Raw genomic sequence first — 24,036 nt, forward strand, 5'->3', positions numbered from 1 at the left:
GGGCTGGTGTTCCTTCGCCAGTGCCTCGACCTGATCATAATCCAGCATGTTGTCCTGCTGGCGCACGCCGTATTGCACGGCGTTGAACCACTTGCCCGACTGGTTGGGCCTGGCCCCGTGGGTCAGGTGGCCGCCTGCGTCCAGGCTCATGCCCAGAATGGTGTCACCGGGCTTGATCAGCGCCTGAAAAACGCCCTGATTGGCCTGAGAGCCGGAATTGGGCTGCACATTGGCAAAGCCGCAGCCGAACAGTTCCTTGGCGCGGTCGATGGCCAGGTTTTCTGCGACGTCGACAAACTGGCAGCCGCCATAATAGCGACGACCGGGATAACCTTCGGCGTATTTGTTGGTCATCACCGAGCCCTGCGCTTCCATCACGGCTGCAGAAACGATGTTCTCAGACGCGATCAGCTCGATCTCGTCCCGCTGGCGACCCAGCTCAGAGGTGATCGAACCAAACAACTCGGGGTCGCGATCAGACAGAGACTGGGTGAAAAAACCGGTGGTTCGCTGTGGGGCATTCACGGTTGGAAACTCCTGTAGATGCAGGGCCAATGCAACCGTGCCGATTGCATCGAAGCTCATGGCCAGCCACTTTTGGCAGGGTCCTCAGATCACCCGATCGCGCGGTTCATGGCCCTGGAAAAAGTCGCTCAGATTGTCGAGGACGCGGAAACCCATTGCCTCGCGCGCCTCTCGTGTTGCGCTGCCCAGATGCGGTAACATCACAAGGTTGTCGCATTGCAACAGGTCCGGGCTCACGCGGGGCTCGCCGTCGAACACGTCCAGCGCGGCACCGCCGATCATGTCGAACATCAGCGCCTGTATCAGGGCCCATTCGTCAACCACTTCGCCGCGCGCTGTGTTGATCAAAAATGCGTCGGGCTTCATGAGGTTCAGCCTTTGCGCGTTGATGAGATGGCGATTTGCGGCACCACCGGGGCAGTGCAGCGAGACGAAATCACACAAAGGCAACAAAGCGTCGACCGAATTCACCTGGGTCGCGTTGCACGTGGCGAGAAGGTCCCGATCAACCGGGCGGCGATTGTAGACAATGACATTCATTCCGAACCCATGATGGGCGCGGCGAGCCATCTCTTGGCCGATGCGTCCGTACCCGATGATGCCCAGTGTTTTGCCGCTGACCTTGGTTCCGACCAGATGGGTCGGGCGCCAGCCAGTCCAGTTGCCCGCCCTCAACTCGCGCTCGCCTTCTCCGGCCCGGCGGGCCACCATCAACAGCAAGGTCATTGCCAGGTCTGCCGTGCATTCAGACAAAACATCTGGTGTATTTGTGACCATCAAACCCATCCCGCGCGCAGACGGTGCGCAGATGTGGCTGTATCCGACACCGTAATTGGCAAGGATTTTTGCCTGAGCGTCCGGTACATCCATGGCTTCGGCACTGAGCGTATCCGTTACGGTGGGCAGCACCGCATCATGTGATTTCAATGCCTGCCGGATCTCGGCTGGGGACATGGGTTTGTCGCCGGTGTTCAGCGAGACGTTGTAGTTCTCGGCCAGCTGGGCCTCAACGGCGGCAGGCCAACGACGGGTGACGAGGACGGACGGTTTCGCCATCACGCTGCCCTTTCCATAACACGCGCAATGGTTTCGCCGATGACCGCCGGGTTTTCGGCAACGGTGACGCCAGCGGCTGACAGGATTTCCACCTTTTCCGAGGCGCTTTCGCCAAAGGCAGAAATAATGGCGCCCGCATGCCCCATGGTTCGGCCTTTTGGCGCTGTCAGGCCAGCGACATATGCAACCACGGGCTTGGTGATGTGATCACGGATGTATTCAGCGGCTTCGGCTTCTTGCGGTCCTCCAATTTCGCCGATCATGGCGATGACATGAGTGTCCTCGTCCTCTTCAAACCTTTGTAGAATGTCCTTGAAGGATGATCCGTTTATCGGGTCGCCACCGATGCCCACGCTGGTCGAGACGCCGATGCCGCGTTCTTTCAGTTGCGCAGCAGCCTCGTAGCCAAGCGTGCCAGATCGACCGATGATTCCGACATTTCCCGGCAGGTAAATGTGGCCCGGCATGATCCCCAACAGCGCCTTTCCGGGTGAGATTGTGCCCGCACAATTCGGCCCGGTCAGCACCATCCGTTTGTCCTTGGGGTAGCGGTACATATAGCGTTTGACGCGGATCATGTCCTGCGCCGGAATGCCGTCGGTGATGCAGACGCAATAGCGAATGCCTGCGTCTGCGGCCTCCATAATCGAATCTGCCGCAAACGGGGGCGGAACGAAGACAAGGCTGGCCTCTGCCCCGGTGGCGTCCACGGCCTGCTTTACCGTGTCAAAGACCGGCACAGCTTCGACTGTCTCACCGCCCTTTCCGGGCACAACGCCGCCCACGACCTTGGTGCCGTATTGCAGCATGTCCTTTGTGTGGAAACGTGCCATCCGCCCAGTGATGCCCTGGACGATCACGCGGGTGTCGCGGTCAAGGAGAATGCTCATTGCACGGCCCTCATCTTGGTGTTTTGGGACAGATCGTTTTTCCAGGCGCCGACGGCCCGCTCTGCGGCTTCCATCAGGGTCGATGCGCGGATGATGGGCAGACCGGATTTGGCGAGGATTTTCTGACCTTCTTCAACGTTTGTTCCCGCTAGACGCACAACGACGGGAAGGTCGATATCCAGTTCCTTCAAGGCCTGGACGACGCCTTCCGCCACCCAGTCGCAGCGGTTGATGCCCGCAAATATGTTGACCAGAATGGCCTGAACATTCTGGTCCGAAAGAACCAGGCGGAATGCCTTGGCCACACGTTCCGGAGATGCACCGCCGCCGATATCCAGAAAGTTTGCGGGTTCGCCGCCCGCAAGCTTGATTGTGTCCATCGTGGCCATGGCCAACCCGGCCCCGTTCACGATGCACCCGATGTTGCCATCCAACCCGACATACGAAAGACCGCGATCCGCCGCGCGGCTTTCGCGTGGATCCTCTTGGCTTTTGTCGCGGAGTTCGGCGATCTGGGGATGGCGGAAGAGCGCGTTGTCGTCAAAGCTCATCTTGGCATCCAACGCCAACACCCGGTCATCGCCGGTAATGACCAGCGGGTTTATTTCGACCATCGTGGCATCAAGGTTGCTGAAGGCGGCGTAACAGCCCTGCAGTGTCCGAACCATCTGCTGGATCAGCCGGGGCTCCATGCCAAGATCAAATGCAATCTCGCGCGCTTGAAATTCCTGCAGGCCAACGGCGGGTTCGACGATGGAACGTACAATGCTGTCCGGGCGTTCGGCTGAAATCTCTTCGATTTCCATACCTCCTTCGGACGAGGCAACGATCATCACCCGTTGGCTGGACCGGTCCAAGACGAAGCCAAGGTAGATCTCGCGATCTATCGGCACTGCGGCTTCGACGTAGACGCGATATATGCCTTTGCCTTCGGGACCGGTTTGATGGGTGACCAGCTTGCGGCCAAACATCTCGTCACAGGCTGCGTGTATTTCGTTTTCCGAGTCACAGAGCTTTACTCCGCCAGCCTTGCCACGACCGCCAGCATGTACCTGTGCCTTTACAACCCATTTATCCCCGCCCAATTCGCGCGCTCGGTAAGCGGCTTGTTCAGGGCTGTATGCCAAGGCGCCCGCGGGTATTGAGACGCCGAAGTTCGATAGAACCTCTTTTGCCTGATATTCATGGATGTCCATCTGCACTCCTCCCGTTCATGCAGTTTGGCTAGGCCGCGATCGACGTGCCGTAGCGGCTTTCGAGTAGTGCCTCGATCTCTTCGAAATCAATGTCAGCCCCTAATTCGCGCATGGCCTCTGCAAAAAGGCGGACGATACGGCTGACGGCGTGGTGGTTCAGTTGGTTCAGGATCCCGATGCGAACTTGAACCGGCGCACTCAGGGTTGGCCAGATACCAAAGCCACGCGTCCGGCAATTCTGAACCAACTCCATCTCGCGCCCCGCCAGGGCAGGTGGCAGATTCAGGACAACAAGACTGGGCATGTCCGAAGTGACCTCGCATCCCAACGCGGTGACGGCGTCGCGCAAGACCTGTTCATGGGTTCGGTATGAGTTGGACCGCTTTGCCAACCCGTCCTGCAAGGTCAGGCGCAACGCCTCGTGGAATGCCGCCACAGCGTACCCCGAATGGGTCCGGTGGTAAGTGCCTTTTTCGACATCCTGACCATCTACAATGCCCCAGTGCCGCGCTTCAAAAATCGGATTATGGACATAGGAATACGCCCCGGTGGATTTGAGCGTGTCGATATAGGCGTCCGTGAAACTCACGGGGGCATAGGTCAGGGGCAAGCAGCACAGTCCCTTTTGTGGGCATGATGCCCATCCGGCAATGCCCGGATAGTCGTCGATCCGGAAGTCATCTACGCCCAAGGACGAGACGGCATCGATAAGACCCATCGCTCCGTGCCGCGCGCAGGCTTCCGAAAAGCCCCTCAGGTCATTGATGCGGCCCGAACCGGTTTCCCAATGCGCCATGAAAGCCCATTTGGGTTTGTATTGGGCTAGAGCGCTTTCGATAATCTCGGCAGTGACAGGCTGACCATGAGGCACCTCGACGACCGTCACGCTGGCCGCTTGCGGGTCAATCGGGTTGGCGGCATGTTCGCTGGGTGTCGCAGCCTTGATCCGCAAGGTGAGCGCGTCAATGCCCGAAAACGTTCCATTCGCAAAAGCAACGACCGTGTCGCCCGGCATGACGGCTGAAAACATCGTATCCAGCGCACTCCAACCCGTGCCGGCGACGGCAAAGGTGTAGGTGTTCTTGGTGCCCCATATCTGCCGCAGCATGTGCTTGCACTCAATCATGCCGCGCAGGACATCGGCCTGCATATGGTCCGCGACCCCGGCGTTCGCAAAGGCCTGCAAAACCCGCGCGTCGGTGTTCCCTGGACCGGGCCCCGCGGCAAGTGTCTCGGGAATTTCTAGTGTCGGGTAAATCCGAAACGTCATGCATTATCCTCCTCAGCACAGGCTCCGGTTTGGCACCTTTTGCCGTGTCCAGCGCAGATAAGCCGAGACTTGCGCCCCGGCGCAACGTAACTTACTACTGCTTTTGGGTATCTAAAGGTGCGGGTTTGAAACTACCCTTATTGGTGGAAATACCGTCGTATACCGAAGTAATGCCCACCCATATGGGTAGGTTCTTGAAAAAAAGGGCGCGAAAACAATGTCCGATCCAATTGTCAGGCCGATCGACATCATGCTCGCGGACAACAACCCGCTTGTCCTTTCGGCGATGTCCGAGATTTTTGAACGTGATCCGCGATTCTCGCTTGTTGCCACATCCGCCACGGCGGAGGGGTTTCTGGGGGCCGCGATGAGAGTCCCCGTCAGGGTCTGCGTGATCTCTTGGACCTTGCCGGTTCTCGGCGCTGCGAAGCTGATCGAAGTTCTGCGCGAGCAGGAGAATGTGCCGCGCTTTGTCATTTATGGTGATGACGACGGCGATGTGCCACGGTTGGCCATGCAGGCCGGCGCCGCCGGGTTTGCGCCGCGGTCTGGCGAGGTCGAAGGGCTGCTTGAAACCTGTGCGGACGTTGCGGCGGGCAAGATGGTGTTTCCGTTCATCGACGTCAGAAAAATGCAGCAGGACCCAATTCACACACTGTCCAGAAAGGAACGCGTGATACTGGAGGCGCTGGCCAAGGGGATGTCGAACCGCGACTTGTCGAAAGAGCTACAGATTTCGACGAACACGGTGAAGTTTCACCTCTCGAACATCTACGAAAAGCTGTCGGTCAAGAACCGCGCGCAGGCAATTGCTTATTACTATTCTTTCAATCTGGGATCATAATTCGTTGTGCTGCGCCAATTATATGTGTCGGACCCGGCGGATCACGAAACTCAGCATCTTCGTGAATAAGCCTTCCGAAAGGCAATCGGCGGGCTGGATAGCCGGAATGATCATTTGAACAATGTGCTCATTGGCACCATAAGCACTTGAACGCTCTGCCAGGAGCGTAAGACTGAGGAGCCAGACGGGTGCAAAAAGTTCTGATAACGGGTACAGCCGGCTTTATCGGGTTTCATCTTGCCAAGTTGCTGCTCGCGAACGGCGATCGGGTGCATGGTTTTGACGGAATGACGGACTACTACGATGTCCGTTTGAAACAACGCCGCCATGCCGCGCTTTTGCAAAGCCCGAATTTTTCGTGCGATGAAGGCATGCTGGAAGACTCCGAAAAGTTGGATGCAGTCGCAGACAGGTTCGAGCCGGATGTCATCGTGCACCTCGCAGGTCAGGCTGGCGTTCGCCATAGCCTGGAAAACCCGCGTTCCTATATCGAGGGCAACATCGTAGGTACCTTCAACGTCATGGAGGCAGCACGGCGTCATAGCGTTCAGCACCTGCTGATGGCATCCACCTCATCTGTTTACGGTGCCAATACGGACATGCCGTACAGCGAGTGCGATAAGGCAGACACGCAACTGACCATCTACGCCGCAACCAAGAAAGCCAATGAAAGCATGGGACATTCCTATGCACATCTTTGGGGTATTCCCACGACAATGTTCCGCTTCTTCACGGTCTATGGCACGTGGGGTCGACCCGATCTTGCCTACTACAAATTCGTAGATGCCATTTTGGATGACCGCCCGATTGACATCTATAACCACGGAAACATGTACCGTGATTTCACCTATGTTGACGATCTGGTCTGCGCCATATCGCTTCTTATCCAGGCGGTGCCGGTGCGCCCTGACACGCCCGAAGACATTGAAGAAGGCGATAGTTTGAGCCCGGTCGCCCCATTCCGTATCGTCAATATCGGCAATTCGGACAAAGTGAAATTGCTGGATTTCATCGAGGCTATAGAAGACGCGCTGGGCAAAAAGGCCATTAGAAATTACATGGGTATGCAAAAAGGCGACGTACCGGCGACGTGGGCGAACACGGACTTGCTCCAGCGTTTGACCGGGTATCGCCCGCAGACTGACTTCAACGACGGGATCAGGATGTTCGTTGATTGGTTCCGCGAATATTACGGCAAGTAGATCCGGTCTGGCTGGCTTGAACGCCGGGTGACGTAAAGCACCGATTGATCCCCGCGGTTGGGCACCTCTGGCCTTTGATCTTGTCTGGAAACGGCGGTGCGCGTTTGTTCTTCGCACGAAAACCCTGCTTTCCGTTCCCATGTCGTTTCCTGCAACGTCACATCGTATTCGGAGACGTCGGCAAAGCTCGAATCCCTCAAAAGTCGTTTGAGATTGGAGATACGCCCGATGAATATTCGAACAGCTACGCGCTCTGGTGGGCGCTCGGCGCGCCGCGCGATCCGCTCGGCGCCGAACGTCCAAATGCTGCCCGGCCTGACCCGCAAGATACCAGAGTGCGAGGTCATGGACGGCAGTCAAGTCGAACGGATCGACAATGCCGCAATGGACATCCTTGAAAACGTGGGCGTTCAGTTTCGCGATCCAATCGCTTTGGAAGACTGGAAGAAGGCCGGCGCCAAAGTCGAGGGAGAGCTTGTCTATCTGGACCGCAACATGGTGCGGGACCTGATCTCGACCATCCCTGCGCAGTTTACCTACCACGCCCGCAACCCGGCGAATAACCTCAAGCTTGGTGGAAAGCACTCGGTCTTCGTTCCGATGACAGGTGCGCCATTCTTGCGCGATCTGGATGATGTTCGCCGAAACCCGCTGCTGGAAGATCTGGCGATGTTCCACAAGTTAAGCCACATGATGCCAGCGATGCACAGTTCGGCGCATCATATCGTGGAACCGTATGACCATCCCATCAGCCAACGGCATTTGCGCATCACCTATTCGTCGATGAAGTACTCGGACAAGATGTTCATGGGCATGACCACGTCACCCAAGAACGCCGAGGACGTCATGGATATGTGCGACATCCTGTTTGGCGAGGGGTTCATCGACGATCACCCGGTCACAACCGGCAACTGCAACGGCAACAGCCCGCTTGTCTGGGACGAAACAATGCTGGGCGCGATGCGCGCGTTTTCGCGCCGCAATCAGCCGGTTTTGTGCTCTCCCTTCGTTTTGGGTGGTGCGAATACGCCCGCGTCTGTTCCTGCCACGGTGGCACAATTGACGGCCGAGGCGTTGTCGGCCTTGGCGTACACGCAAGTCATTCGCAAAGGCGCGCCGGCGATCTGGGGTCACTATCTGTCAACTGTTTCGATGAAGTCCGGTGCCCCTATGGCTGGTACACCCGAAATCAGCCTTATGAATTTCATGATCGGTCAGATGGCGCGGTACTATGATGTGCCCTGGCGCACGTCGAACACGTTGGGCGGTGCCAAGACGTTTGACGCGCAGGCGGGATACGAATCCGCTACTACACTTGGCGCAGTCATTCATGCGGGTGCCAACTATATTTGGCACTCTGCCGGTTGGAACGAAGCCGGTATGCACTGTTCGGTTGCCAAGTTCGTCGTGGACGCGGAACAATGCGCCATGGCCTACCGAATGGCAGAGGGCCCGAAATGGGATGATTTCGACCAGGCCGTTGCCGCAGTTCCTGACGTAGGCCCCGGCGGCCACTATCTGGGCCACCCGCATACGCAGGACAATTTCCAGACCGCGTTCTTCATGCCCGAACTCTTCGACAACAATTCCATTGAACAATGGCAGGCGGAAGGGTGCGTTGAAATTACCGAGCGTGCTTTGAAGCACGCCAAAAAGCTGTTGGCCGAGTATGAAGAGCCAAAGCTGGACGAAGCAAAAAACGAAGCACTTCTGGACTATATTGCGCGGCGCGAGCGCGAAATTCCGGCGGCGGAAGAGTTGAACCAAAGCTACTAGTTGTTTCCCCAAACTCACCCGCCTGCACAAGCAGGCGGTTTTTTTGTCGCTCAGGTACAAGTCGACGGTCGGTTTCGTGAATGACAGGGTAGAGTGATCGCTCTACCCTTCAAGCATGACAACGACACAGCATCGCATAGCGGAAAGTCTTGATCGCCAATTTGCTGCAATGGGCTTTGCCACTCAGGGTGTCGAGGCCCTGCGGGCGGGAGCAGATGTCTCTCTGCGAACGCTCTACAAGTATTTCCCAAGCAGAGAGGCGATGGTTGTCGGTGCCCTGGACCATCGGGATCGGACCTATTCCGACTGGATCGCAGGCGGGCCCGAGAATGGCGCAGATCACGTCTTGTATCCGCTGTTGCGTCTGGGTGACTGGCTGACAGAGGTGGCCAACACCGGGTGTCTTTTTATGAACGCCCTATCCGCATATCCCGAAAGCACAGCAATACGAAGTGCCGTCGAGCGTCATAAATCCCGCTTGCATCAGCATTTCCTGGATCGGCTAACGCATGTTGACCCCTGTTGTGACGCCGCCGCATTGGCCGATGCGATGCTGTTATTGCACGAAGGGCTCACCGATACGGCGCGGCTGTTTGGCGCAAAGCCCGCAACCCAGTCCGCCCTGCGAAGCGGGCGCAGCATTCTTTCGGCCGCTGGGATCGATTGATCCAGCGCAACAATCATTCCTGAAACCATGTCGGAAACGTCAATGAAGATCGCTGAAGTCCACATCTACCAACATGATCTACCCGTCAAAAACGGCCCCTACACCATGGCAAATGCCCAAGTATGGGCGCTGGATACGACTTTGATAAAACTGGTGTCTGATAACGGACAGGTTGGATGGGGCGAAGTTTGTCCGGTCGGACCAACCTATGCCGAGGCGCACGCGAAAGGCGCACGTGCGGCGCTGGTCGAAATGGCGCCGGGATTGATCGGGGTGGATGTGCAGCCGCTGACCCTGCACCGCCGGATGGACGGGCTGCTGAACGGTCATAACTACGCCAAGGCCGGAATAGACATTGCCGCCCATGATCTTTTGGGAAAGCACCTTGGGGTTCCCGTCTGCGATCTTTTGGGCGGTGCGACGACGGATAAAGTGCCATCCTACTACGCGACAGGTGTTGGGGCTCCCGACGACATTGCCCGGCTGGCATCAGAAAAACTGGCTGAAGGCTATCCGCGCCTGCAGATAAAGGTCGGGGGACGACCGGTTGAGCTGGACATCGAAACCATTCGTAAAGTGTGGCAAGCAATCAAAGGCTCGGGCATGCGCCTGGCCGTCGACGGCAACCGGGGGTGGACCACACGGGATGCGCTGCGGGTCAGTCGCGAGTGTCCGGAAATTCCTTTCATCATGGAGCAGCCGTGCAACACGGTCGAAGATCTGCAGAAGATCCGGCCTCAAGTCACTCACGGCATCTATATGGATGAAAACAGCATCAGCCTGAACACGGTCATTTCCGCGGCGGGGACCGGTCTGGTCGACGGCTTCGGCATGAAAGTCACCCGTATCGGCGGCCTGCATCCAATGCGCGCGTTTCGCGACGTCTGCGAGGCGCGAAACCTGCCGCATACCTGCGACGACAGTTGGGGTGGCGACATCATCGCGGCGGCCTGCACGCATATTGGCGCGACGGTTCGGCCTGAGCTGCTGGAAGGCGTCTGGCTGGCGGCGCCGTATATCGAGGAAAATTACGATCCCGAAAACGGGATCCGGATTACAGGCGGTCACATCGACCTACCCACCGGCCCCGGGCTTGGCATTATCCCCGATGAGTCGCGCTTTGGCGCGCCGGTCGCTTCGTTCTAGTTTCGAGGGAAGACAATCATGGATCTGACGGGAAAAGCAGCGTTGGTTACGGGCGCAGCAGGCGGGATCGGCGCGACCCTTGTTGCGCGTCTGCGGGGCGCGGGTGCGCAGGTCGCTGTCGCTGACCGGGAACTCGGCAAGCTTGAGGCAGAGGCCTACCTGCCGGGTGATCTGCGGAACACGGCCTATGCGGATGGTCTGCCGCGAGAGGCGGCAGAAAAATTGGGCGGGTTGGATATTGTGATCAACAATGCCGGTGTCATTACTCGGGGCTCTGTCACCGAGACCTCTGATGACGACTGGTCTCTTTCGCTGGGCGTGAACGTCGAAGCGCCATTTCGCATCTGCCGCGCCGCGATCCCGATCATGGCAGATGGCGGTGGGGCAATTGTAAACACGGCTTCGTGCTGGGGTTTGCGTCCCGGTCCCAATCATGCCGTCTATTGCATGACCAAAGCGGCCATCGCGTCCCTGACCCAGTGCATGGGGATGGATCACGCACATCAGGGGATTCGCATCAATGCCGTTTGCCCGAACGAAGTGAACACACCGATGTTGCGCTCGGGCTTTGCCAAACGCGGGTTCGACCCGGATACGGCAGTTGCCGAACTTGGCCAAACCGTCCCGTTGGGTCGGATCGCAGAACCCGAAGACATTGCGGATGTTATCATGTTCCTGATCTCGGACGCCGCGCGTTATGTCTGTGGAACTCTGGTCGAGGTCAACGGCGGGAAACCTGTGTCATGACCCGGTTTGAGGGGAAAGTTGCGTTGGTCACGGGCGGGCGCAGCGGTATTGGCGCTGCCATCGCGCACCGGCTCAGGCAAGAAGGTGCGCGGGTCTTTACCGCACAGCGCGGCTCGGATGAGGCATTCGAGTGCATTTCGGCGGATTTCACGGACTCAACGAGCCCGCAGACCGTCGTAGCAGAGGTGATAGCGCGGGCCGGTCAGCTGGACGTGGTGATCAACAATGCGGGCGTGATGCAAGAAGCGGGCGTTGAAAGCACGAGCCTTGACGACTGGCAGCGCAGCCTAGCCGTCAACCTGACAGCGCCGTTTCTTGTGATCAAGGCCGCGTTGCCACATCTGCGCGAAACCCAAGGAAATATTGTCAATATCGGTTCAATCGAGGGATTGGGCAGCAACCCCGGGCATGCGGCGTATTGCGCATCCAAGGCGGGATTGCACGGTTTAACCCGGGCGGTGGCGGTTGACCACGGTGCCGAGGGCATCAGATGCAACGCCGTGGCACCGGGATGGATCGACACGGAGTTGAACGTCGACTTTGTCGAAAGCATGGATGATCCAGATGCATTTCGCCGCGACATTGCCGGAATCCACCCTGTCGGGCGCACCGGCGGGCCAGAGGAGGTCGCCGCGTTGGTCGCCTTTTTGGCCTCGGACGAGGCGAGTTTCGTGACCGGGCAGGTCTACACCGTAGATGGTGGGCGAATGGCAAAACTGAGTTTGCCCTAAGCCCCGACAGCCCAGCGACATGGCCAACATAGGCGGGGGGGGGGGTCGGTCAGGGGCGACTGCCATCTCTATTCATTTGCCGCTTTCCATTCTTTCCATCGAAGCACCGCATTTGCGCCGATTTCCCGAAGTGGTCGCGGTGGAAGGCGTTTGGGAGGTGCCTCGGTGCTGAAATGATTGGATATGTTGGAACGATGGCCGCAGGCCAATTCGGCTGCGGCGATACCCGTCAGGGTTCCGCGCGCTGTGCCGAGACCGTTCTGGACGCAACCGGAATAGACACCCTGATCGATTTCGCGGGTGACTGAGACGCCGTTCAGGCTCAGGCAAAGATGGCCCGCCCACTGGTATTCCATCCGGATGCCCGCAAGCTGCGGAAACCTCTGTTCGAACTTGCGCTGCATGACTTTTGAGGCGCGTTTCAGGTCTTTCGCCGTGGCGACCATGCCCGGCCTCAGGGCCGCGCAGGTGCGGGTTACGATTCTGTTTCCGCCCTGGCCTGTATCAATGCGGCGCATCGTAGTTCCCATTGGGTCGGACGGCGTGACACCCCAACGCGGTTGACCGCCCAGCTTGGCCAAATCATCAGCGTTCAATTCCGGCGTCATCGCGGCAAAGAGAAACAACTGCATCAACCGGTCGCGTTCGATACCAAAGCTTTCAAGATGTCCATTCACCGTCAGGATTATCCTTTGGGTGCTGACTGAACCTGAATCCGTGCGCAGCTTCCATCCTGATCCTTCGCGGACAAAGCTGGAAACGGCGCTGTTTTCATAGATCTGAACGTCCTGCGACCTCAAACCGTTTGCAAGACCGCGAATGTAGCCTGCGGGTTGCAGCATTATTGTGCCGGGCGTGTAGAGGCCGGAGGTGTAGTGGCGCGATCCTGTCAGCTCGAACATCTGTTGTGGATCAAGCACCTGACTGTCTTCGCCAAGCGAAGCCAGATGTTTGGCGTAACTTTGGTTATGCGCCTCTGCGGTATCGCTGGCAGCGCCGTTCACTTTCCCGGCCGGGTCAAAGAAACCTGGATTGATGCCATAATCCTCGACCGCTGAACGCGCGAAACTGATCGCCTGGCGGTTCAGTTCGATCATCGTGCGATCATCCCCAGAGCCGGAATAGTCGTCCGAGGCCAGATCGTGCGGCAGATCAATCATGAACCCGGAATTGCGCCCGGCGGCACCTTCGGCAACACGCCCGGCCTCCAGCACAACAACCTTGGTGTTTGGATGCAGCTGGATCAATCGACGGGCGGCGGACAGGCCAGCAAAGCCTGCACCAACGATGGCAAAATCGGCGTTGATATCATCGTTCAACACGTCAGCCGCTGGAAGGGTGCCCAGAATTGCGCTCCAAGCCGCCGGACCGCGATGGACCGGCAGCGTCGCGGCGTCATAGCGGTTCAATCCACCGCCTCGTCAGCATCATCAGCCAGATCAATCCAGATCGTCTTTAGCTGGGTGTATTGATCATGCGCGTGGACCGAGTTGTCCCGCCCGCCAAAGCCGGATTGCTTATAGCCGCCGAACGGTGTCGAGATGTCGCCCTCTCCAAAGCTGTTGACCGTCACGGTTCCGGCGCGCAAGGCACGCGCACCGCGAATTGCGCGTTTGGCGTTGGCCGTGAAGATTGAGGCGCACAAACCATATTCGGTGTCGTTGGCAACGGCGATGGCTTCATCGAAACCCGCAACTTCGATCACCGAAAGAACCGGACCAAAGATTTCCTCTCGTGCCAGCACTGCGTTGTTGTCATCAACCTCGACAACCGTTGCCTCCACAAAACCGTTTTCCGCCTTACCGCCGATCAACACGGTTTCTGCCTGATCCAGATAAGAGCACACCTTGGAAAAATGTCCCCCACTGACCAATGCGCCCATCCGGGTTTCCGGATCGAGCGGATCGCCGGTGTTCCATTGCTTGGCATGGTGCGCGATCCGCTCCAGCAGCTCGGCCTTTACGTCCTTGTGAACGATCAGACGCGAACTGGCCGAGCAGTTCTCGCCCATGTTCCAAAACGCCCCGTTGACCAGATGCTGGGCCACCCGGTCCAGATTCTCGGCATCATCCATTACAATGGCCGGGTTTTTGCCGCCCATTTCCAATACGACCTCTTTGGCGTTGGACTCGGCGGAGTAGGTCAGGAACTTTTTCCCGGTGACGGTCGAACCCGTGAACGAGACCATGTCGATATCCATATGGCGTCCAATTGGTTCGCCGACATCCGCACCGCCACCGGGGACGATATTGAGAACACCCGCCGGAATACCGGCTTCCATCGCCAATTCGGCCACACGCAACGCGGTCAAAGTCGTTTCCGCTGCGGGCTTGATCACAAGCGAGCAGCCAGCCGCCAGCGCGGGTCCAATCTTCCACGCCAGCATCAGCAGCGGGAAATTCCAGGGCAACACCAGACCAACAACGCCGATTGGCTCGCGGACCACCATGGCGATGTGATCGTCGCTGGCCGGGCTGACCTGATCATAGATTTTGTCCACCGCCTCGGCGTGCCACTTCAGACAGTGTATGGTCTCCGGAACGTCGACGGTTTCGCAGTCAAAGATGGTCTTCCCGCTGTCGATGCTTTCCATTACGGCAAGTTCGCGCGCGTTGCGTGTCATCAGTTTGCATAAGCGGATAAGAACGTCTTTGCGGTCTGAAGGATGCAGCTTTGACCAGCGGCCATCGTCAAAGGCTTCACGCGCCTTCTCGACCGCGAAATCGACATCGTCGGCCCCGCATGCTGCGATTTCGGTCAGCGTTTCACCCGTCGCCGGGTTGGTGCTGGTGAAGGTTCTGCCCAAGAGCGCCGGGCGGAAGCTGCCGTCGATGAAGGCACCCGTTGGCAGGTCCAGACCTGCGGCGATGGATTTGTATTCGTCCTGTGTCAGCAAGCTCATGCCTTATCCCTCCGCCACGATGTCTGCGACTTTGCGTTTTAGTACCCGCGTTACCTGTTCCAATGCGCGCTTGTCATCTTTGTTCAGGCCCCGAAGCGGCGGCCGCATTGTGCCTGCGTTGATGCCGTTCATGGTCACGCCGTGCTTGATCGTCTGGATGAACTTGCCTCCCTGTTCCAGCACATGCATCAACGGCAACATGGCCGACATGATGCGGCGGCCCTTGTCAAAGTTGCCCTCAATGACGCAGGCGTTGTACAGCGCGACATGTTCGGCGGGCAGGAAGTTTGACCCGCCACAAACCCAAAAGGGCGCGCCCCAGGCAAAGAACTCGAGCGCCTGATCATCCATGCCGCAGCCCAGTTGAATGTGCGGATAATCGCGGGCCAGCAGGTGCACGCGGTTGATATCGCCCGAGCTTTCCTTGATGCCGCAGAAATTGCGGCTGCGCCCGACGCGATCCAGGAATTCCTCGCCCATCATGGTGCCGGTCCGGTGTGGGTAGTTATACAGCATCACGGGCAAGTCTGCGGCCTTGTCGATGGCCAGAGCATTCAGCGCGTTTTCCCGGTCAGTGGGCACCGAATAGGCGGGGCTGGCCAGCAGGATCGCGTCAGCACCAACCTCACGTGCGCCCGAAGCAAGTGCCAACGAATCCGGCGTCATCATTGCACCCGTGCCAACGACCAAGGGCAAACGACCCTTCACGCGCTGATGCGTGAACTTAGCCAGTTCCAGCCGTTCGGCGACGCTTTGTGAATAATTCTCGCCCGTGGATCCGCCCGAGATCAGGCCGTGCACGCCGTGCCCGATCAGAAACTCGATCACATCTGACAGCGCGTCCCAGTTCACGCTGCCATCCTCGTGATAGGGGGTCACTACGGGCGTGTAGATCCCTTCAAATTTGAACAGGGGTGTCATCTAAATCCTCATGCAGGGGTTGTGCGCGCCATTGCACCCAGCGGCATGTCCAAGCCGTCGGGCATGACAAACAACTCGATCCTGTCGCGCGACAGGTTCCAATGATCGATCGCCAATTGCGCCGCAGCAGCATCGTCGCCTGCCTCGATGGCGGCGATTATTGCATCGTGCTGTGCGCTGGCTTCGCCCAGATTTTCCGCCATCTGCTGGTCCTGCGGGCGATAGAAGGTCATTCCGATGCGCGCATGGTCGATCAACAGGCGCTGAAAGGACGGGGCGAGGTAAATGTTGTCGGCCATTTCGCCCGTAATCTCGTGAAAGCGGTTGTTGGCCATTGCGCGGTCAGCACCGGAGCCGTTGCGCAGTGCAGCCTTGAAGGTCATCTGCGCCGCTTTCAGGTCGGCGATCTGGGTTTCATTTGCATGTTTTGCGGCCAGCTGAAGAACCGCACCGTACATCATTGGCGCGGCAAGGAAGAAGTCCCGCAAAGTCATGTGAGACATCTCGCTGACCCGCGCGCCGCGGTTCTCCCGCAGATCGACATAGCCCTCACCGGCAAGTTGGCGCAGAACTTCACGCAGGGGTGTGCGCGACAGCTCGAATTCTTCCGAGAGTTTCGATTCATCAAGGTCGGCGCCAGGCCGCAGCGCAAGCGTCATGATGGCCGTTTTCAGGTGGCCGTACAGTTCTGTTTTTTTGCCCTTCGATGCGTCTTTCATTCCGATCTCCGATGGTGCGCCTGAATGTATCGACACGAATCTTTAGAGGTCTTGGATGCGGTGTTCATATTGTGTTAGTAGAAAATACAAATTGTGTACATAGAGAAAATGATCGAGTTGTGAAAAGACACCCAACCCCGGATCTGAAACGAGACGAAGACCTAAATAATGCGGAAGGCGCGCTGTGAAACGATGGCGGTATGCGGTCAAAATTGACTTCAATAACATTTCGGCAGACAACAAAAGAACCGCGCGACGCAGTATTGATCGCTCTGCCAAACAAACTGCATTCAGAACCGAAGGGCACCATGCCAAAGACCCAACACTTCACTTTTCTGCTTATTGAAGAGTTTTCACATCTGGCATTTTCCTGTGCGGTCGAACCACTTCGAATAGCAAACCTCGTGGCTGGGGAAGAGCTTTACAGTTGGTCGATCCTGTCCGAAGACGGGGAAAACGCCACCTGTTCGAACGGCACAAAAACGGTCGTAGACGGCGGTATCGCATCCATTCCAAAATGTGACCGGCTATTTGTGCTATCGGGCATAAACATGCAGGCGCACGCGTCGCGCCCGTTGCTGGCGACTCTCAGGCGGCAGCGAGCCTTGGGAACGCAGATTGGCGCCTTATGTTCCGGCGCATGGCTCTTGGCGGAAGCCGGTTTTTTGGATGGGTCCGAGGCGGCTATTCACTGGGAGTATCATGACAGCTTCATGGAAGCCTTTCCCGAGGTTAACCTTGTTCGAAGCGTGTTCACCGTCGAAGGGAAATTCATAACCGCGTCAGGCGGGACTGCCACGGCCGACCTGATGCTGCATTTGATCGAACAAGACCACGGGCATGATCTTTCAGTCTCGGTTTCCGATCAGATGGTCTATAATGCGGTACGCAATTCCACAGCAGAACAGCGCGTTTCGATCCAGTCCCGAAGCGGCATGCGCAATGCGCATCTGGCCAACGCGATTCAGATCATGGAAAAGAGTATTGAATCCCCAGTTTCGCCATCTGAAATTGCAGAAGAAATCGGAATCTCGACCCGGCAGCTGGAGCGGCTGTTCGGAAAGTACCTGAACGCGTCGCCCAAAAAGTACTATATGGAAATGCGGCTGGACCGCGCCCGTAAACTGCTGCTGCAGACCGAGGCGTCGGTCACCGAGGTCGCCCTGGCCTGCGGTTTCAAAAACCCGGGTCACTTCTCGCGCGTTTATCGCACCAATTTCGGGGTTACGCCGCACCTGCAAAGGAACAAGATTGGCTGAAGTGCCCTGACGAGATACCGGCAAGTCACGCTGAGACGCCAAAGTCGAACCGGCGCCCTTGATTTGTTCGACAAGCATCAAGATAGTCTGCTTAGGCGCGTCCGGGTAACGGGCTGCGTTTTTTTCACATTAGTTTGATTCACCTGAGTGTTAGATTTTTTGCCGTTGTGGACGACCTGTCGTTGCGAAGAAATAACGTTCAACAGTCAGGTTTCTGCGGGATGTCGTCAAAATTGACGAGAATGTCGGTTCTGGCCGTACGCAAGTTTGACAACGCTGTAATGAGGCAGACCAAGAAATCAACCGCCCAAACTTTTGCCGGGGTGTTCGCGCCCAGACAACAGAAAGAGTGATTCATGCGTTGCGCGACGCCGCTTTGGGACAAAATTGCTGAAAAAGGGAAACGCTGAGAAAAGCGCCGCGTCAGGGACAAAAAGACTAAGCCGTCGCCGGACCATGCGGATTGGTTCAGCCGTGCCGCGAACGAGATTACCGAAGGCGCCGCATAGCAGAAGGCGCTGAATACAACTGGAAAAGCATAACAAAAATAATGGGTAAACTGTGTTTGGCAGTCACAACCCAAAAACACTGACATCACGGAGGACAAATATGTCGGTACCCGAACCATTTACGGATCTCGAGATAGAAACGGCGGACGCCGGTTTCTACGAGAACTACAGCGTTCCGATCGCATTGATCAGTAAGTCGATTATGGTAGCACTTGTGCTGTGGGCGCTTGTTTTCCCGGCCAACGCCAACGGCACTCTGGGCAGCCTGAACGGCAAGCTGCTTGAGAGTTTCAACAGCTTTTATGTGATCATCGTCGGTCTTTTCTTCTTCTTCCTTGCGATCGTGGCGCTGATCCCGTCCACGGGTAAGCGGATTATGGGCACGCCGGGGGAAAAGCCCGAGTTTTCGAATTTTTCGTGGTTCTCGATGATGTTTGGCGCCGGTCTCGGTGTCGGCCTGATGGTGTTTGCGACTGCGGAACCCCTGGGCCTTTGGGGATCAAACCCTGTGGTTGTTTCCGGCGACGTTGCAGGAAACTCACCTGAAGCGTTGCAATCGGCGTATCGATTTACGTATCTGCACTATGGTTTCCACGCTTGGGCCATTTACGTGGTAACTGGTTTGTCGCTTGCCTATTACGCCTACACGCGCAACATGCCGCTGACCATTCGCGCCGCTCTGACGCCGTTGTTCGGACGCCTGATGAATGGTTTCCTGGGTCATGTGGTTGACGTGTTGGGTGTAGTCGCGACCATCTTGGGTGTTTCGGTGACCATCGGGTATGGCGTCAGCCAGTTCATCGACGGTGTTTATGCAATCACCGGAATGGATTGGGTGATGAACCTGGGTGGCGAAGTTCCGACGCCCAGCAAAGTGGGCCTGATCTCGGGTCTGGTTGTCATCATGGGTTTGTCGATCATTTCGGCTGTGTCGGGCGTTGGCCGCGGGGTCAAATACCTGTCGAACCTGAACCTTGTCCTGTCGATCATTCTGCTGGGTACGTTCATTGTCTTCGGTTCTTTCGTCTTCGCCATGACCACGTATGGCACGGCAATGGTCGACTATATCCTGCACTTCCTGTCGCTCAGCTTTAGTGCCTATGGCCCGTTGTCAGTGGAGGCCTTCACTGCGGCATTGCCGGCGGAGGCACAGGCGCACGCGGCTGATCTGGTCGGCGGTGCGACGAATGCCTGGGGCAGCTTTGACGGGTTCAAGAGCGGTCTTGAAGGTGCAGCGGCTGAACTGGATGAAGCGACCCTGACGGCGGCCTATGCCGCAGGTGAACAGGGCCGTCAGTTCGGTTGGCAGGCCGGTTGGACCACGTTCTACTGGGCTTGGTGGATTGCATTCTCGCCCTTCGTAGGTCTGTTCCTTGCGCGCATCTCCAAGGGACGCTCGGTCCGCGAGTTCATCCTGGGTTGCGTCTTTGCTCCGGCGTTGGTGTGCTTTGCCTGGATGACCGTTCTTGGTGGTACCGCGATCGATCTTGAACTGGCAGGCGCGGCAGAAGGTGCGATCATCGGTGCGTCAAACACCAACAAGCTGTTCGTGACCCTGTCTTACATGATCGATGGCGGACTTCTGTCCATGCTGAACGTCATGTGTGTCATCCTGATCATGACCTTCCTTGTGACCTCTGCCGACTCGGGCATTCTGGTTATGAACACCATCATGTCGGGTGGCAGCCAGGAAACCGGGGTCAAGCACCGCATCATTTGGGGTGTGATCCTGACGGCGGTCATTGGCGCCCTGATCCTCGCGGCGGGCGAAAACAACCCGATGGATGCGCTTCGCAATGCGATGATTATCGGAGCGCTGCCGTTCACGATGGTAATGGGCCTCATGATGGTCGCGCTAGCCAAAGCGCTGTATCGCGACAGTCAGCGCGACAAACACTCTGCTGCGGCACAGGCGGCCGAGTAATTCAAACCAAACAAGGACGCGCCGCACTTGACTGAGCGGCGCGTTTTTTTGAGTGATACAGGATAGCAGTCCCCTGTTTGATTGCCTTCAAATCAGGAAGCTGAGACCTCTCGCTAGACCTCCTGATTGCAAAGCGCGAAAAGGGCTGACTTGGAGTTGATCCCTAGCTTTTGGTAAGCGCGTCTTCTGTATGTGGTGACTGTGCTGGGTGCGACATCAAGCTCCCACGCAATTGCATCTGTTGTAAGACCCCTCAGAATGGCCGAACAAATTTCCTTCTCGCGGGCTGACAACGAGTTGAGAGGGCTCTTGAGCTGCTTCGACTGTTCGTTCGAGTAATGCAAAAGCACGATCTTTGAAACGAGTGTCCAGAAGTCGCGGCGCAGATTGTCCTCGCTGATGGAAAAGCGGCCGTTTTCTGCGAACCGATAGAAATTGAGGGCGATGACTTCGGCGTCTCCCCGGGCGAGGACCGTGATTTTGTCAATGATTTCGGTGTTTTCAAAAAACTCCCGGCGAAATTCAGGCGACATGCGGTCGGCGAATTCGTGCAACGCAAAGATGCGCAGTGTCCCTTGCTGCTTTACGGCCTCGATTTCAGGTCGCAACGGGTCCTGAAGATAACCAAACCGCAGGTATTTTTGCGCCATGTTCTTGGCAGTTTGATTGTGCCGCTCGTTGAAGGACAAATAGCACTGTGGTCGATCCCGCCTGTAAGAAAAAATCATGCATTGGTCGGCTTTTATCACCTGTTCAATCATGTCCAGAAAGTGCGCATTGAAGTCTGGCGTTCCGACAGAGTTCAGACACGCAGAGAGAATTTTCAGGAACTCCGGCGCTCCGTCGCCGCTAAAGAATTTTTCGAGAGTCATGCCAGTCATGTTGCGTGGGATTGATTGGGTTGGCAACGTGTCGTGTCGGTAGGTCGTTGTCCGGATTTTTAGTGTCCCCCGCAACAGGGGACATCTTTCTGCGATCAAAGACGGTAGGGTGCAGGCGGGCGTTCCCCTAGCCCGACCCATTCGAGCAAAAAAGGAAAGCCGCCAAACGATGACCAATGTGGAGCGATTGGAATACAAAGCCGGGCTTTCGGTAGAGGACGTCAAGGATTTGACAGGGGGAAACCCGGTTACCCGTTTATCATCGAATGAAAACCCATTCGGTCCGTCACCAAAGGCAATCGCTGCGGCACAAGCCGCATTGGAAACCGCCAGTGTTTACCCTGCGCGCGACGATGCGGCATTGTGTTCTGCACTGGCCGGTTTTCATGGGCTTGGCCTGACCCCATCGCATTTCTTCGCTGCCAACAGCGGAGTCGAAGTTCTTTCGCTTATCGAAGATGCCTGCGGTGTTGCCGACAATCGAGCGATCATATCCCCCCCTTGCTTTGGTGCCTATGCCGCGTCCCTGAAGAAAAAAAATTCAGGCATTGATATCGTTACCTTGAAGGGCGGGTCCTTTGCCGTGGACGTAGACGGCATTCTGGCGGCGGTGACCCCCGAAACGCGATTGGTCTATCTGTGCAATCCCAACAATCCGACCGGGACCTGGTTTGGCGAAGATGTCCTGTCCGGCATTCTTGACCGATTGCCCGATCATGTGACGTTGATCTACGACGAGGTCTACTTTCAATTTGCCACCGAAAAGGGCTTGCCGGACGCAATCCGTCACGTTCTGGACGGTCGCAATATCGTCATCGTGCATAGTTTTTCGAAGGCTTACGGTTTGGCGGGACTGCGCGTCGGGTATGGAATAGCGGCGCCCGCGCTGACCAATCGGATTCAGCAGCTCAAACGACCATTTCATATCAACGCGGTTGCAATGTCTGCTGCAATGGCAGCTTTGCAGGATGACGGCCATCTCAACAAGACAGTGCGCAACAACCACGATGAGCGTTCTGTGCTGATCAAGGGTCTGCAGGCTCTTGGCCTAAAGCCAACGGTCAGTCAGGCCAACTTCGTAATGTTTGAATGCCTGGACGGCATGGATGCTGACAGCCTGACACGAGCTTTGCTGGAACAAGCCGTTATGGTCCGTCCCGCTTTCCATTTGCCTCGACACATCCGTGCTACGATCGGCACGCCGGACGATAACGCAAGGTTGCTTGAAACGCTCTCGGGCATTCTGGGAGGCCAATAATGATGCAAGCCATGACAGGGGGCGAGGCCGCCGTACTTGCCCTGCACAATCTTGGTATTAATACCGTATTTGGTTTGCCGGGCGTCCAGAACGACTGGTTGTACAACGCGTTTTATGACCACCAAGAGAAGTTTCGGATCATTCACACGCGGCACGAGCAGGGTGCTGCGTACATGGCGCTGGGGGCGGCGCTGGCAACGGGCGGCAAGAGCGTTTTCAACGTTGTCCCCGGTCCGGGCCTATTGAACGCCACGGCTGCGTTGTCGACGGCCTATGCGCTGAATGCCAAGGTGATGTGCCTTACCGGTCAGATCCCGTCCGGCAAGATCGGTCGCCGCATGGGTGAGTTGCATGAAATAGAAGGTCAGTTGGATATCCTGAAGTCGCTGACCAAGTGGGCCGAGCGTGCCAACGACCCAGCTGATATCCCGGGTTTGATGTATGAGGCGTTTCGACAGCTGGATTCCGGTCGCCCGCGGCCGGTTGCACTGGAAATTCCGATGGATGTTCTTGCCGCGAAGGGCGTTGTCTACTCGGGTCAAAAACCATTGGCCCCCGATTTGCCGCCCTTGGACGAAGCGGCACTTGAACGCGCGGCGGAACTGCTGGGCCAGGCGCAAAACCCGATGATTTTTGTGGGCAGCGGGGCGCTGGATGCCAGTGCGCCCATTCGTCGGCTGGCCGAAGAATTGCAGGCCCCGGTTGTTGGCTATCGAACCGGAATGGGTATCGTGGACGCGCGTAGCCCATTTTCTTTGCACTTACCTGCCGCAAAACCCCTTTGGGAAAAGGCCGATGTTGTTCTGGCAATAGGCAGCAACATGCGCGTTCCGATGGGAAAATGGATCAAGGCTCATCACCCGGATATCATCCGGATCGATACAGACCCCGAGACCCATAAGACTTTTGCGCAGCCCAAACTCTCGATCACGTCGCGTGCCGAGGCGGCGGTTCCGTTTCTGTTAGAACGGCTTGAAGTTCACAACACCCCGCGTGCATCCCGCGTGGATGAGTTCTTGGAAGCCAAGGCGGCATGGGCCAGGCGGTCAGCAGTGTTAGAGCCCCAGATAACCTACCTACGCGTTATTCGTGAAGAACTGGGCGAGGACGGCGTCTTTGTTGACGAACTGACGCAAGTTGGGTTTGCAAGCCGCATCCTCTATCCGGTCTATGACCCGCGCACCTATATTTCGACGGGTTATCAGGGAACATTGGGTTATGGCTTTCCGACCGCTTTGGGCGTCAAGGTTGCACGCCCGAATGTACCGGTCATTTCGATAACGGGCGACGGTGGCTTTATGTTTGGCGTCCAGGAATTGGCGACCGCCGTTCAGCATAAAATCCCGCTGGTTACCGTATTGTTCAACAACAACCAATTCGGCAATGTCCAGCAGATGCAGAAAAACAATTACGGCGGACGTGTAATCGCCACCGATTTGGTCAACCCCGATTTCGGCCGCATGGTCGAAAGCTTTGGTGCACAGGCGTTGCGGGCGACAAATGCCGTGGAATTGCGCAGTGCAATCAAACGCGGCCTTGCGACCGATCACACGCCGACGGTCATCGAAGTTCCCTTCGACGAAATGCCCAGCGTCGATCAATTCCGTTAGAGG

The 24,036-nt window shown here is 57.1% G+C and carries 21 protein-coding genes and 1 pseudogene; 11 read left to right on the plus strand and 11 right to left on the minus strand.

Going from position 1 to position 24,036, the window contains the following annotated elements; genetic code table 11:
* The 5 genes and pseudogenes from glyA to RA28_RS07645 form a co-directional block, all read right to left on the minus strand.
* Positions 1 to 525, minus strand: a pseudogene (glyA, locus tag RA28_RS07625) (serine hydroxymethyltransferase); the annotation flags it as partial.
* An 84-nt stretch (positions 526 to 609) separates the two neighbouring features.
* Positions 610 to 1,581 carry a 2-hydroxyacid dehydrogenase gene (locus tag RA28_RS07630; RefSeq protein ID WP_039526294.1) on the minus strand — a complete coding sequence of 324 codons (972 nt, stop codon included), beginning with the start codon at positions 1,579 to 1,581 and terminating at the stop codon, positions 610 to 612.
* Positions 1,581 to 2,471, minus strand: coding sequence for a succinate--CoA ligase subunit alpha (gene sucD / locus RA28_RS07635; RefSeq protein WP_039526299.1), 891 nt, complete (start codon positions 2,469 to 2,471; stop codon positions 1,581 to 1,583). Before sucD ends, RA28_RS07630 begins: the two co-directional genes overlap by 1 nt.
* A complete protein-coding gene (locus RA28_RS07640; protein WP_039526302.1) occupies positions 2,468 to 3,667 on the minus strand; it encodes a malate--CoA ligase subunit beta in 1,200 nt (399 codons plus the stop codon). The genes sucD and RA28_RS07640 overlap by 4 nt, the downstream gene beginning before the upstream one ends.
* A gap of 28 nt (positions 3,668 to 3,695) precedes the next feature.
* Entirely contained in the window at positions 3,696 to 4,937 is a 1,242-nt protein-coding gene (locus RA28_RS07645; protein WP_039526306.1) for an aminotransferase class V-fold PLP-dependent enzyme, read from the minus strand.
* Positions 4,938 to 5,154: 217 nt separating this feature from the next.
* On the opposite strand from RA28_RS07645, the gene RA28_RS07650 reads away from it, so the two are divergent.
* From RA28_RS07650 to RA28_RS07680, 7 genes are all read left to right on the plus strand, one after another.
* A complete protein-coding gene (locus RA28_RS07650; RefSeq protein ID WP_039526309.1) occupies positions 5,155 to 5,781 on the plus strand; it encodes a response regulator transcription factor in 627 nt (208 codons plus the stop codon).
* 188 nt (positions 5,782 to 5,969) lie between these two features.
* Positions 5,970 to 6,983: an NAD-dependent epimerase/dehydratase family protein gene (locus RA28_RS07655; protein ID WP_039526310.1), complete on the plus strand. Its 1,014-nt coding sequence runs from the start codon at positions 5,970 to 5,972 to the stop codon at positions 6,981 to 6,983.
* A gap of 228 nt (positions 6,984 to 7,211) precedes the next feature.
* Positions 7,212 to 8,759 carry a trimethylamine methyltransferase family protein gene (locus tag RA28_RS07660; protein ID WP_039526313.1) on the plus strand — a complete coding sequence of 516 codons (1,548 nt, stop codon included), beginning with the start codon at positions 7,212 to 7,214 and terminating at the stop codon, positions 8,757 to 8,759.
* Positions 8,760 to 8,874: 115 nt separating this feature from the next.
* The gene (locus RA28_RS07665) at positions 8,875 to 9,426 is read left to right on the plus strand and encodes a TetR/AcrR family transcriptional regulator (protein ID WP_082029772.1); all 552 of its coding nucleotides are present in this window, start codon (positions 8,875 to 8,877) and stop codon (positions 9,424 to 9,426) included.
* Between the two features lie 42 nt (positions 9,427 to 9,468).
* A complete protein-coding gene (locus tag RA28_RS07670) occupies positions 9,469 to 10,572 on the plus strand; it encodes a mandelate racemase/muconate lactonizing enzyme family protein (RefSeq protein ID WP_039527628.1) in 1,104 nt (367 codons plus the stop codon).
* A gap of 18 nt (positions 10,573 to 10,590) precedes the next feature.
* Entirely contained in the window at positions 10,591 to 11,319 is a 729-nt protein-coding gene (locus RA28_RS07675) for an SDR family NAD(P)-dependent oxidoreductase (protein WP_039526316.1), read from the plus strand.
* Positions 11,316 to 12,050 (plus strand): SDR family NAD(P)-dependent oxidoreductase, encoded by a 735-nt coding sequence (locus RA28_RS07680; RefSeq protein ID WP_039526320.1) that lies wholly within the window; start codon positions 11,316 to 11,318, stop codon positions 12,048 to 12,050. Before RA28_RS07675 ends, RA28_RS07680 begins: the two co-directional genes overlap by 4 nt.
* A gap of 68 nt (positions 12,051 to 12,118) precedes the next feature.
* On the opposite strand, the gene RA28_RS07685 is transcribed toward RA28_RS07680, so the two are convergent.
* Genes RA28_RS07685 through RA28_RS07700 form a run of 4 tightly spaced genes read right to left on the minus strand, consistent with a single transcriptional unit; the run spans position 12,119 to position 16,592 of the window.
* On the minus strand, positions 12,119 to 13,459 hold the full coding sequence (locus RA28_RS07685; protein WP_039526323.1) for an NAD(P)/FAD-dependent oxidoreductase: 1,341 nt from the start codon (positions 13,457 to 13,459) through the stop codon (positions 12,119 to 12,121).
* Positions 13,456 to 14,952: an aldehyde dehydrogenase gene (locus tag RA28_RS07690; protein ID WP_039526326.1), complete on the minus strand. Its 1,497-nt coding sequence runs from the start codon at positions 14,950 to 14,952 to the stop codon at positions 13,456 to 13,458. The genes RA28_RS07685 and RA28_RS07690 overlap by 4 nt, the downstream gene beginning before the upstream one ends.
* A 3-nt stretch (positions 14,953 to 14,955) precedes the next feature.
* The gene (locus RA28_RS07695) at positions 14,956 to 15,873 is read right to left on the minus strand and encodes a dihydrodipicolinate synthase family protein (protein WP_039526329.1); all 918 of its coding nucleotides are present in this window, start codon (positions 15,871 to 15,873) and stop codon (positions 14,956 to 14,958) included.
* 8 nt (positions 15,874 to 15,881) lie between these two features.
* Positions 15,882 to 16,592 (minus strand): GntR family transcriptional regulator, encoded by a 711-nt coding sequence (locus RA28_RS07700; protein WP_039526331.1) that lies wholly within the window; start codon positions 16,590 to 16,592, stop codon positions 15,882 to 15,884.
* 308 nt (positions 16,593 to 16,900) lie between these two features.
* On the opposite strand from RA28_RS07700, the gene RA28_RS07705 reads away from it, so the two are divergent.
* Positions 16,901 to 17,851: a GlxA family transcriptional regulator gene (locus RA28_RS07705; protein ID WP_039527631.1), complete on the plus strand. Its 951-nt coding sequence runs from the start codon at positions 16,901 to 16,903 to the stop codon at positions 17,849 to 17,851.
* Positions 17,852 to 18,050: 199 nt separating this feature from the next.
* Here the strand turns inward: RA28_RS07705 and RA28_RS22935 are convergent, their stop codons facing one another.
* Positions 18,051 to 18,446, minus strand: a complete 396-nt coding sequence (locus RA28_RS22935; protein ID WP_206539617.1) for a hypothetical protein — start codon at positions 18,444 to 18,446, stop codon at positions 18,051 to 18,053.
* A gap of 14 nt (positions 18,447 to 18,460) precedes the next feature.
* Here RA28_RS22935 and RA28_RS07715 point away from each other — a divergent pair, with 14 nt between their 5' ends.
* The gene (locus RA28_RS07715) at positions 18,461 to 20,284 is read left to right on the plus strand and encodes a BCCT family transporter (protein ID WP_039526337.1); all 1,824 of its coding nucleotides are present in this window, start codon (positions 18,461 to 18,463) and stop codon (positions 20,282 to 20,284) included.
* 113 nt (positions 20,285 to 20,397) lie between these two features.
* Here the strand turns inward: RA28_RS07715 and RA28_RS07720 are convergent, their stop codons facing one another.
* Positions 20,398 to 21,342: a helix-turn-helix transcriptional regulator gene (locus RA28_RS07720; protein WP_152612039.1), complete on the minus strand. Its 945-nt coding sequence runs from the start codon at positions 21,340 to 21,342 to the stop codon at positions 20,398 to 20,400.
* On the opposite strand from RA28_RS07720, the gene RA28_RS07725 reads away from it, so the two are divergent.
* Both RA28_RS07725 and RA28_RS07730 read left to right on the plus strand, forming a co-directional pair.
* Entirely contained in the window at positions 21,335 to 22,423 is a 1,089-nt protein-coding gene (locus tag RA28_RS07725) for a pyridoxal phosphate-dependent aminotransferase (RefSeq protein ID WP_152612040.1), read from the plus strand. The two genes, RA28_RS07720 and RA28_RS07725, sit on opposite strands and share 8 nt — an antisense overlap.
* Positions 22,423 to 24,033, plus strand: a complete 1,611-nt coding sequence (locus RA28_RS07730) for a thiamine pyrophosphate-dependent enzyme (RefSeq protein WP_206539618.1) — start codon at positions 22,423 to 22,425, stop codon at positions 24,031 to 24,033. The genes RA28_RS07725 and RA28_RS07730 overlap by 1 nt, the downstream gene beginning before the upstream one ends.
* The last annotated feature ends 3 nt before the right edge of the window (positions 24,034 to 24,036 follow it).

Source organism: Ruegeria sp. ANG-S4, from assembly GCF_000814005.1.
In the GTDB taxonomy this organism is placed as follows: Bacteria; Pseudomonadota; Alphaproteobacteria; order Rhodobacterales; family Rhodobacteraceae; genus Ruegeria.

What these genes read in the sequence shown, in the direction of transcription:
- RA28_RS07630 (WP_039526294.1), bottom strand. Translation starts at nt 1,581, where the DNA reads ATGGCGAAACCGTCCGTCCTCGTCACCCGTCGTTGGCCTGCCGCCGTT.
- RA28_RS07650 (WP_039526309.1), top strand. Translation starts at nt 5,155, where the DNA reads ATGTCCGATCCAATTGTCAGGCCGATCGACATCATGCTCGCGGACAAC.
- RA28_RS07670 (WP_039527628.1), top strand. Translation starts at nt 9,469, where the DNA reads ATGAAGATCGCTGAAGTCCACATCTACCAACATGATCTACCCGTCAAA.
- RA28_RS07645 (WP_039526306.1), bottom strand. Translation starts at nt 4,937, where the DNA reads ATGACGTTTCGGATTTACCCGACACTAGAAATTCCCGAGACACTTGCC.
- RA28_RS07695 (WP_039526329.1), bottom strand. Translation starts at nt 15,873, where the DNA reads ATGACACCCCTGTTCAAATTTGAAGGGATCTACACGCCCGTAGTGACC.
- RA28_RS07680 (WP_039526320.1), top strand. Translation starts at nt 11,316, where the DNA reads ATGACCCGGTTTGAGGGGAAAGTTGCGTTGGTCACGGGCGGGCGCAGC.
- RA28_RS07725 (WP_152612040.1), top strand. Translation starts at nt 21,335, where the DNA reads ATGACCAATGTGGAGCGATTGGAATACAAAGCCGGGCTTTCGGTAGAG.
- RA28_RS07705 (WP_039527631.1), top strand. Translation starts at nt 16,901, where the DNA reads ATGCCAAAGACCCAACACTTCACTTTTCTGCTTATTGAAGAGTTTTCA.
- RA28_RS07730 (WP_206539618.1), top strand. Translation starts at nt 22,423, where the DNA reads ATGATGCAAGCCATGACAGGGGGCGAGGCCGCCGTACTTGCCCTGCAC.
- RA28_RS07675 (WP_039526316.1), top strand. Translation starts at nt 10,591, where the DNA reads ATGGATCTGACGGGAAAAGCAGCGTTGGTTACGGGCGCAGCAGGCGGG.
- RA28_RS07640 (WP_039526302.1), bottom strand. Translation starts at nt 3,667, where the DNA reads ATGGACATCCATGAATATCAGGCAAAAGAGGTTCTATCGAACTTCGGC.
- RA28_RS07690 (WP_039526326.1), bottom strand. Translation starts at nt 14,952, where the DNA reads ATGAGCTTGCTGACACAGGACGAATACAAATCCATCGCCGCAGGTCTG.
- RA28_RS07665 (WP_082029772.1), top strand. Translation starts at nt 8,875, where the DNA reads ATGACAACGACACAGCATCGCATAGCGGAAAGTCTTGATCGCCAATTT.
- RA28_RS07660 (WP_039526313.1), top strand. Translation starts at nt 7,212, where the DNA reads ATGAATATTCGAACAGCTACGCGCTCTGGTGGGCGCTCGGCGCGCCGC.
- sucD (WP_039526299.1), bottom strand. Translation starts at nt 2,471, where the DNA reads ATGAGCATTCTCCTTGACCGCGACACCCGCGTGATCGTCCAGGGCATC.
- RA28_RS07700 (WP_039526331.1), bottom strand. Translation starts at nt 16,592, where the DNA reads ATGAAAGACGCATCGAAGGGCAAAAAAACAGAACTGTACGGCCACCTG.
- RA28_RS22935 (WP_206539617.1), bottom strand. Translation starts at nt 18,446, where the DNA reads ATGTCAGTGTTTTTGGGTTGTGACTGCCAAACACAGTTTACCCATTAT.
- RA28_RS07715 (WP_039526337.1), top strand. Translation starts at nt 18,461, where the DNA reads ATGTCGGTACCCGAACCATTTACGGATCTCGAGATAGAAACGGCGGAC.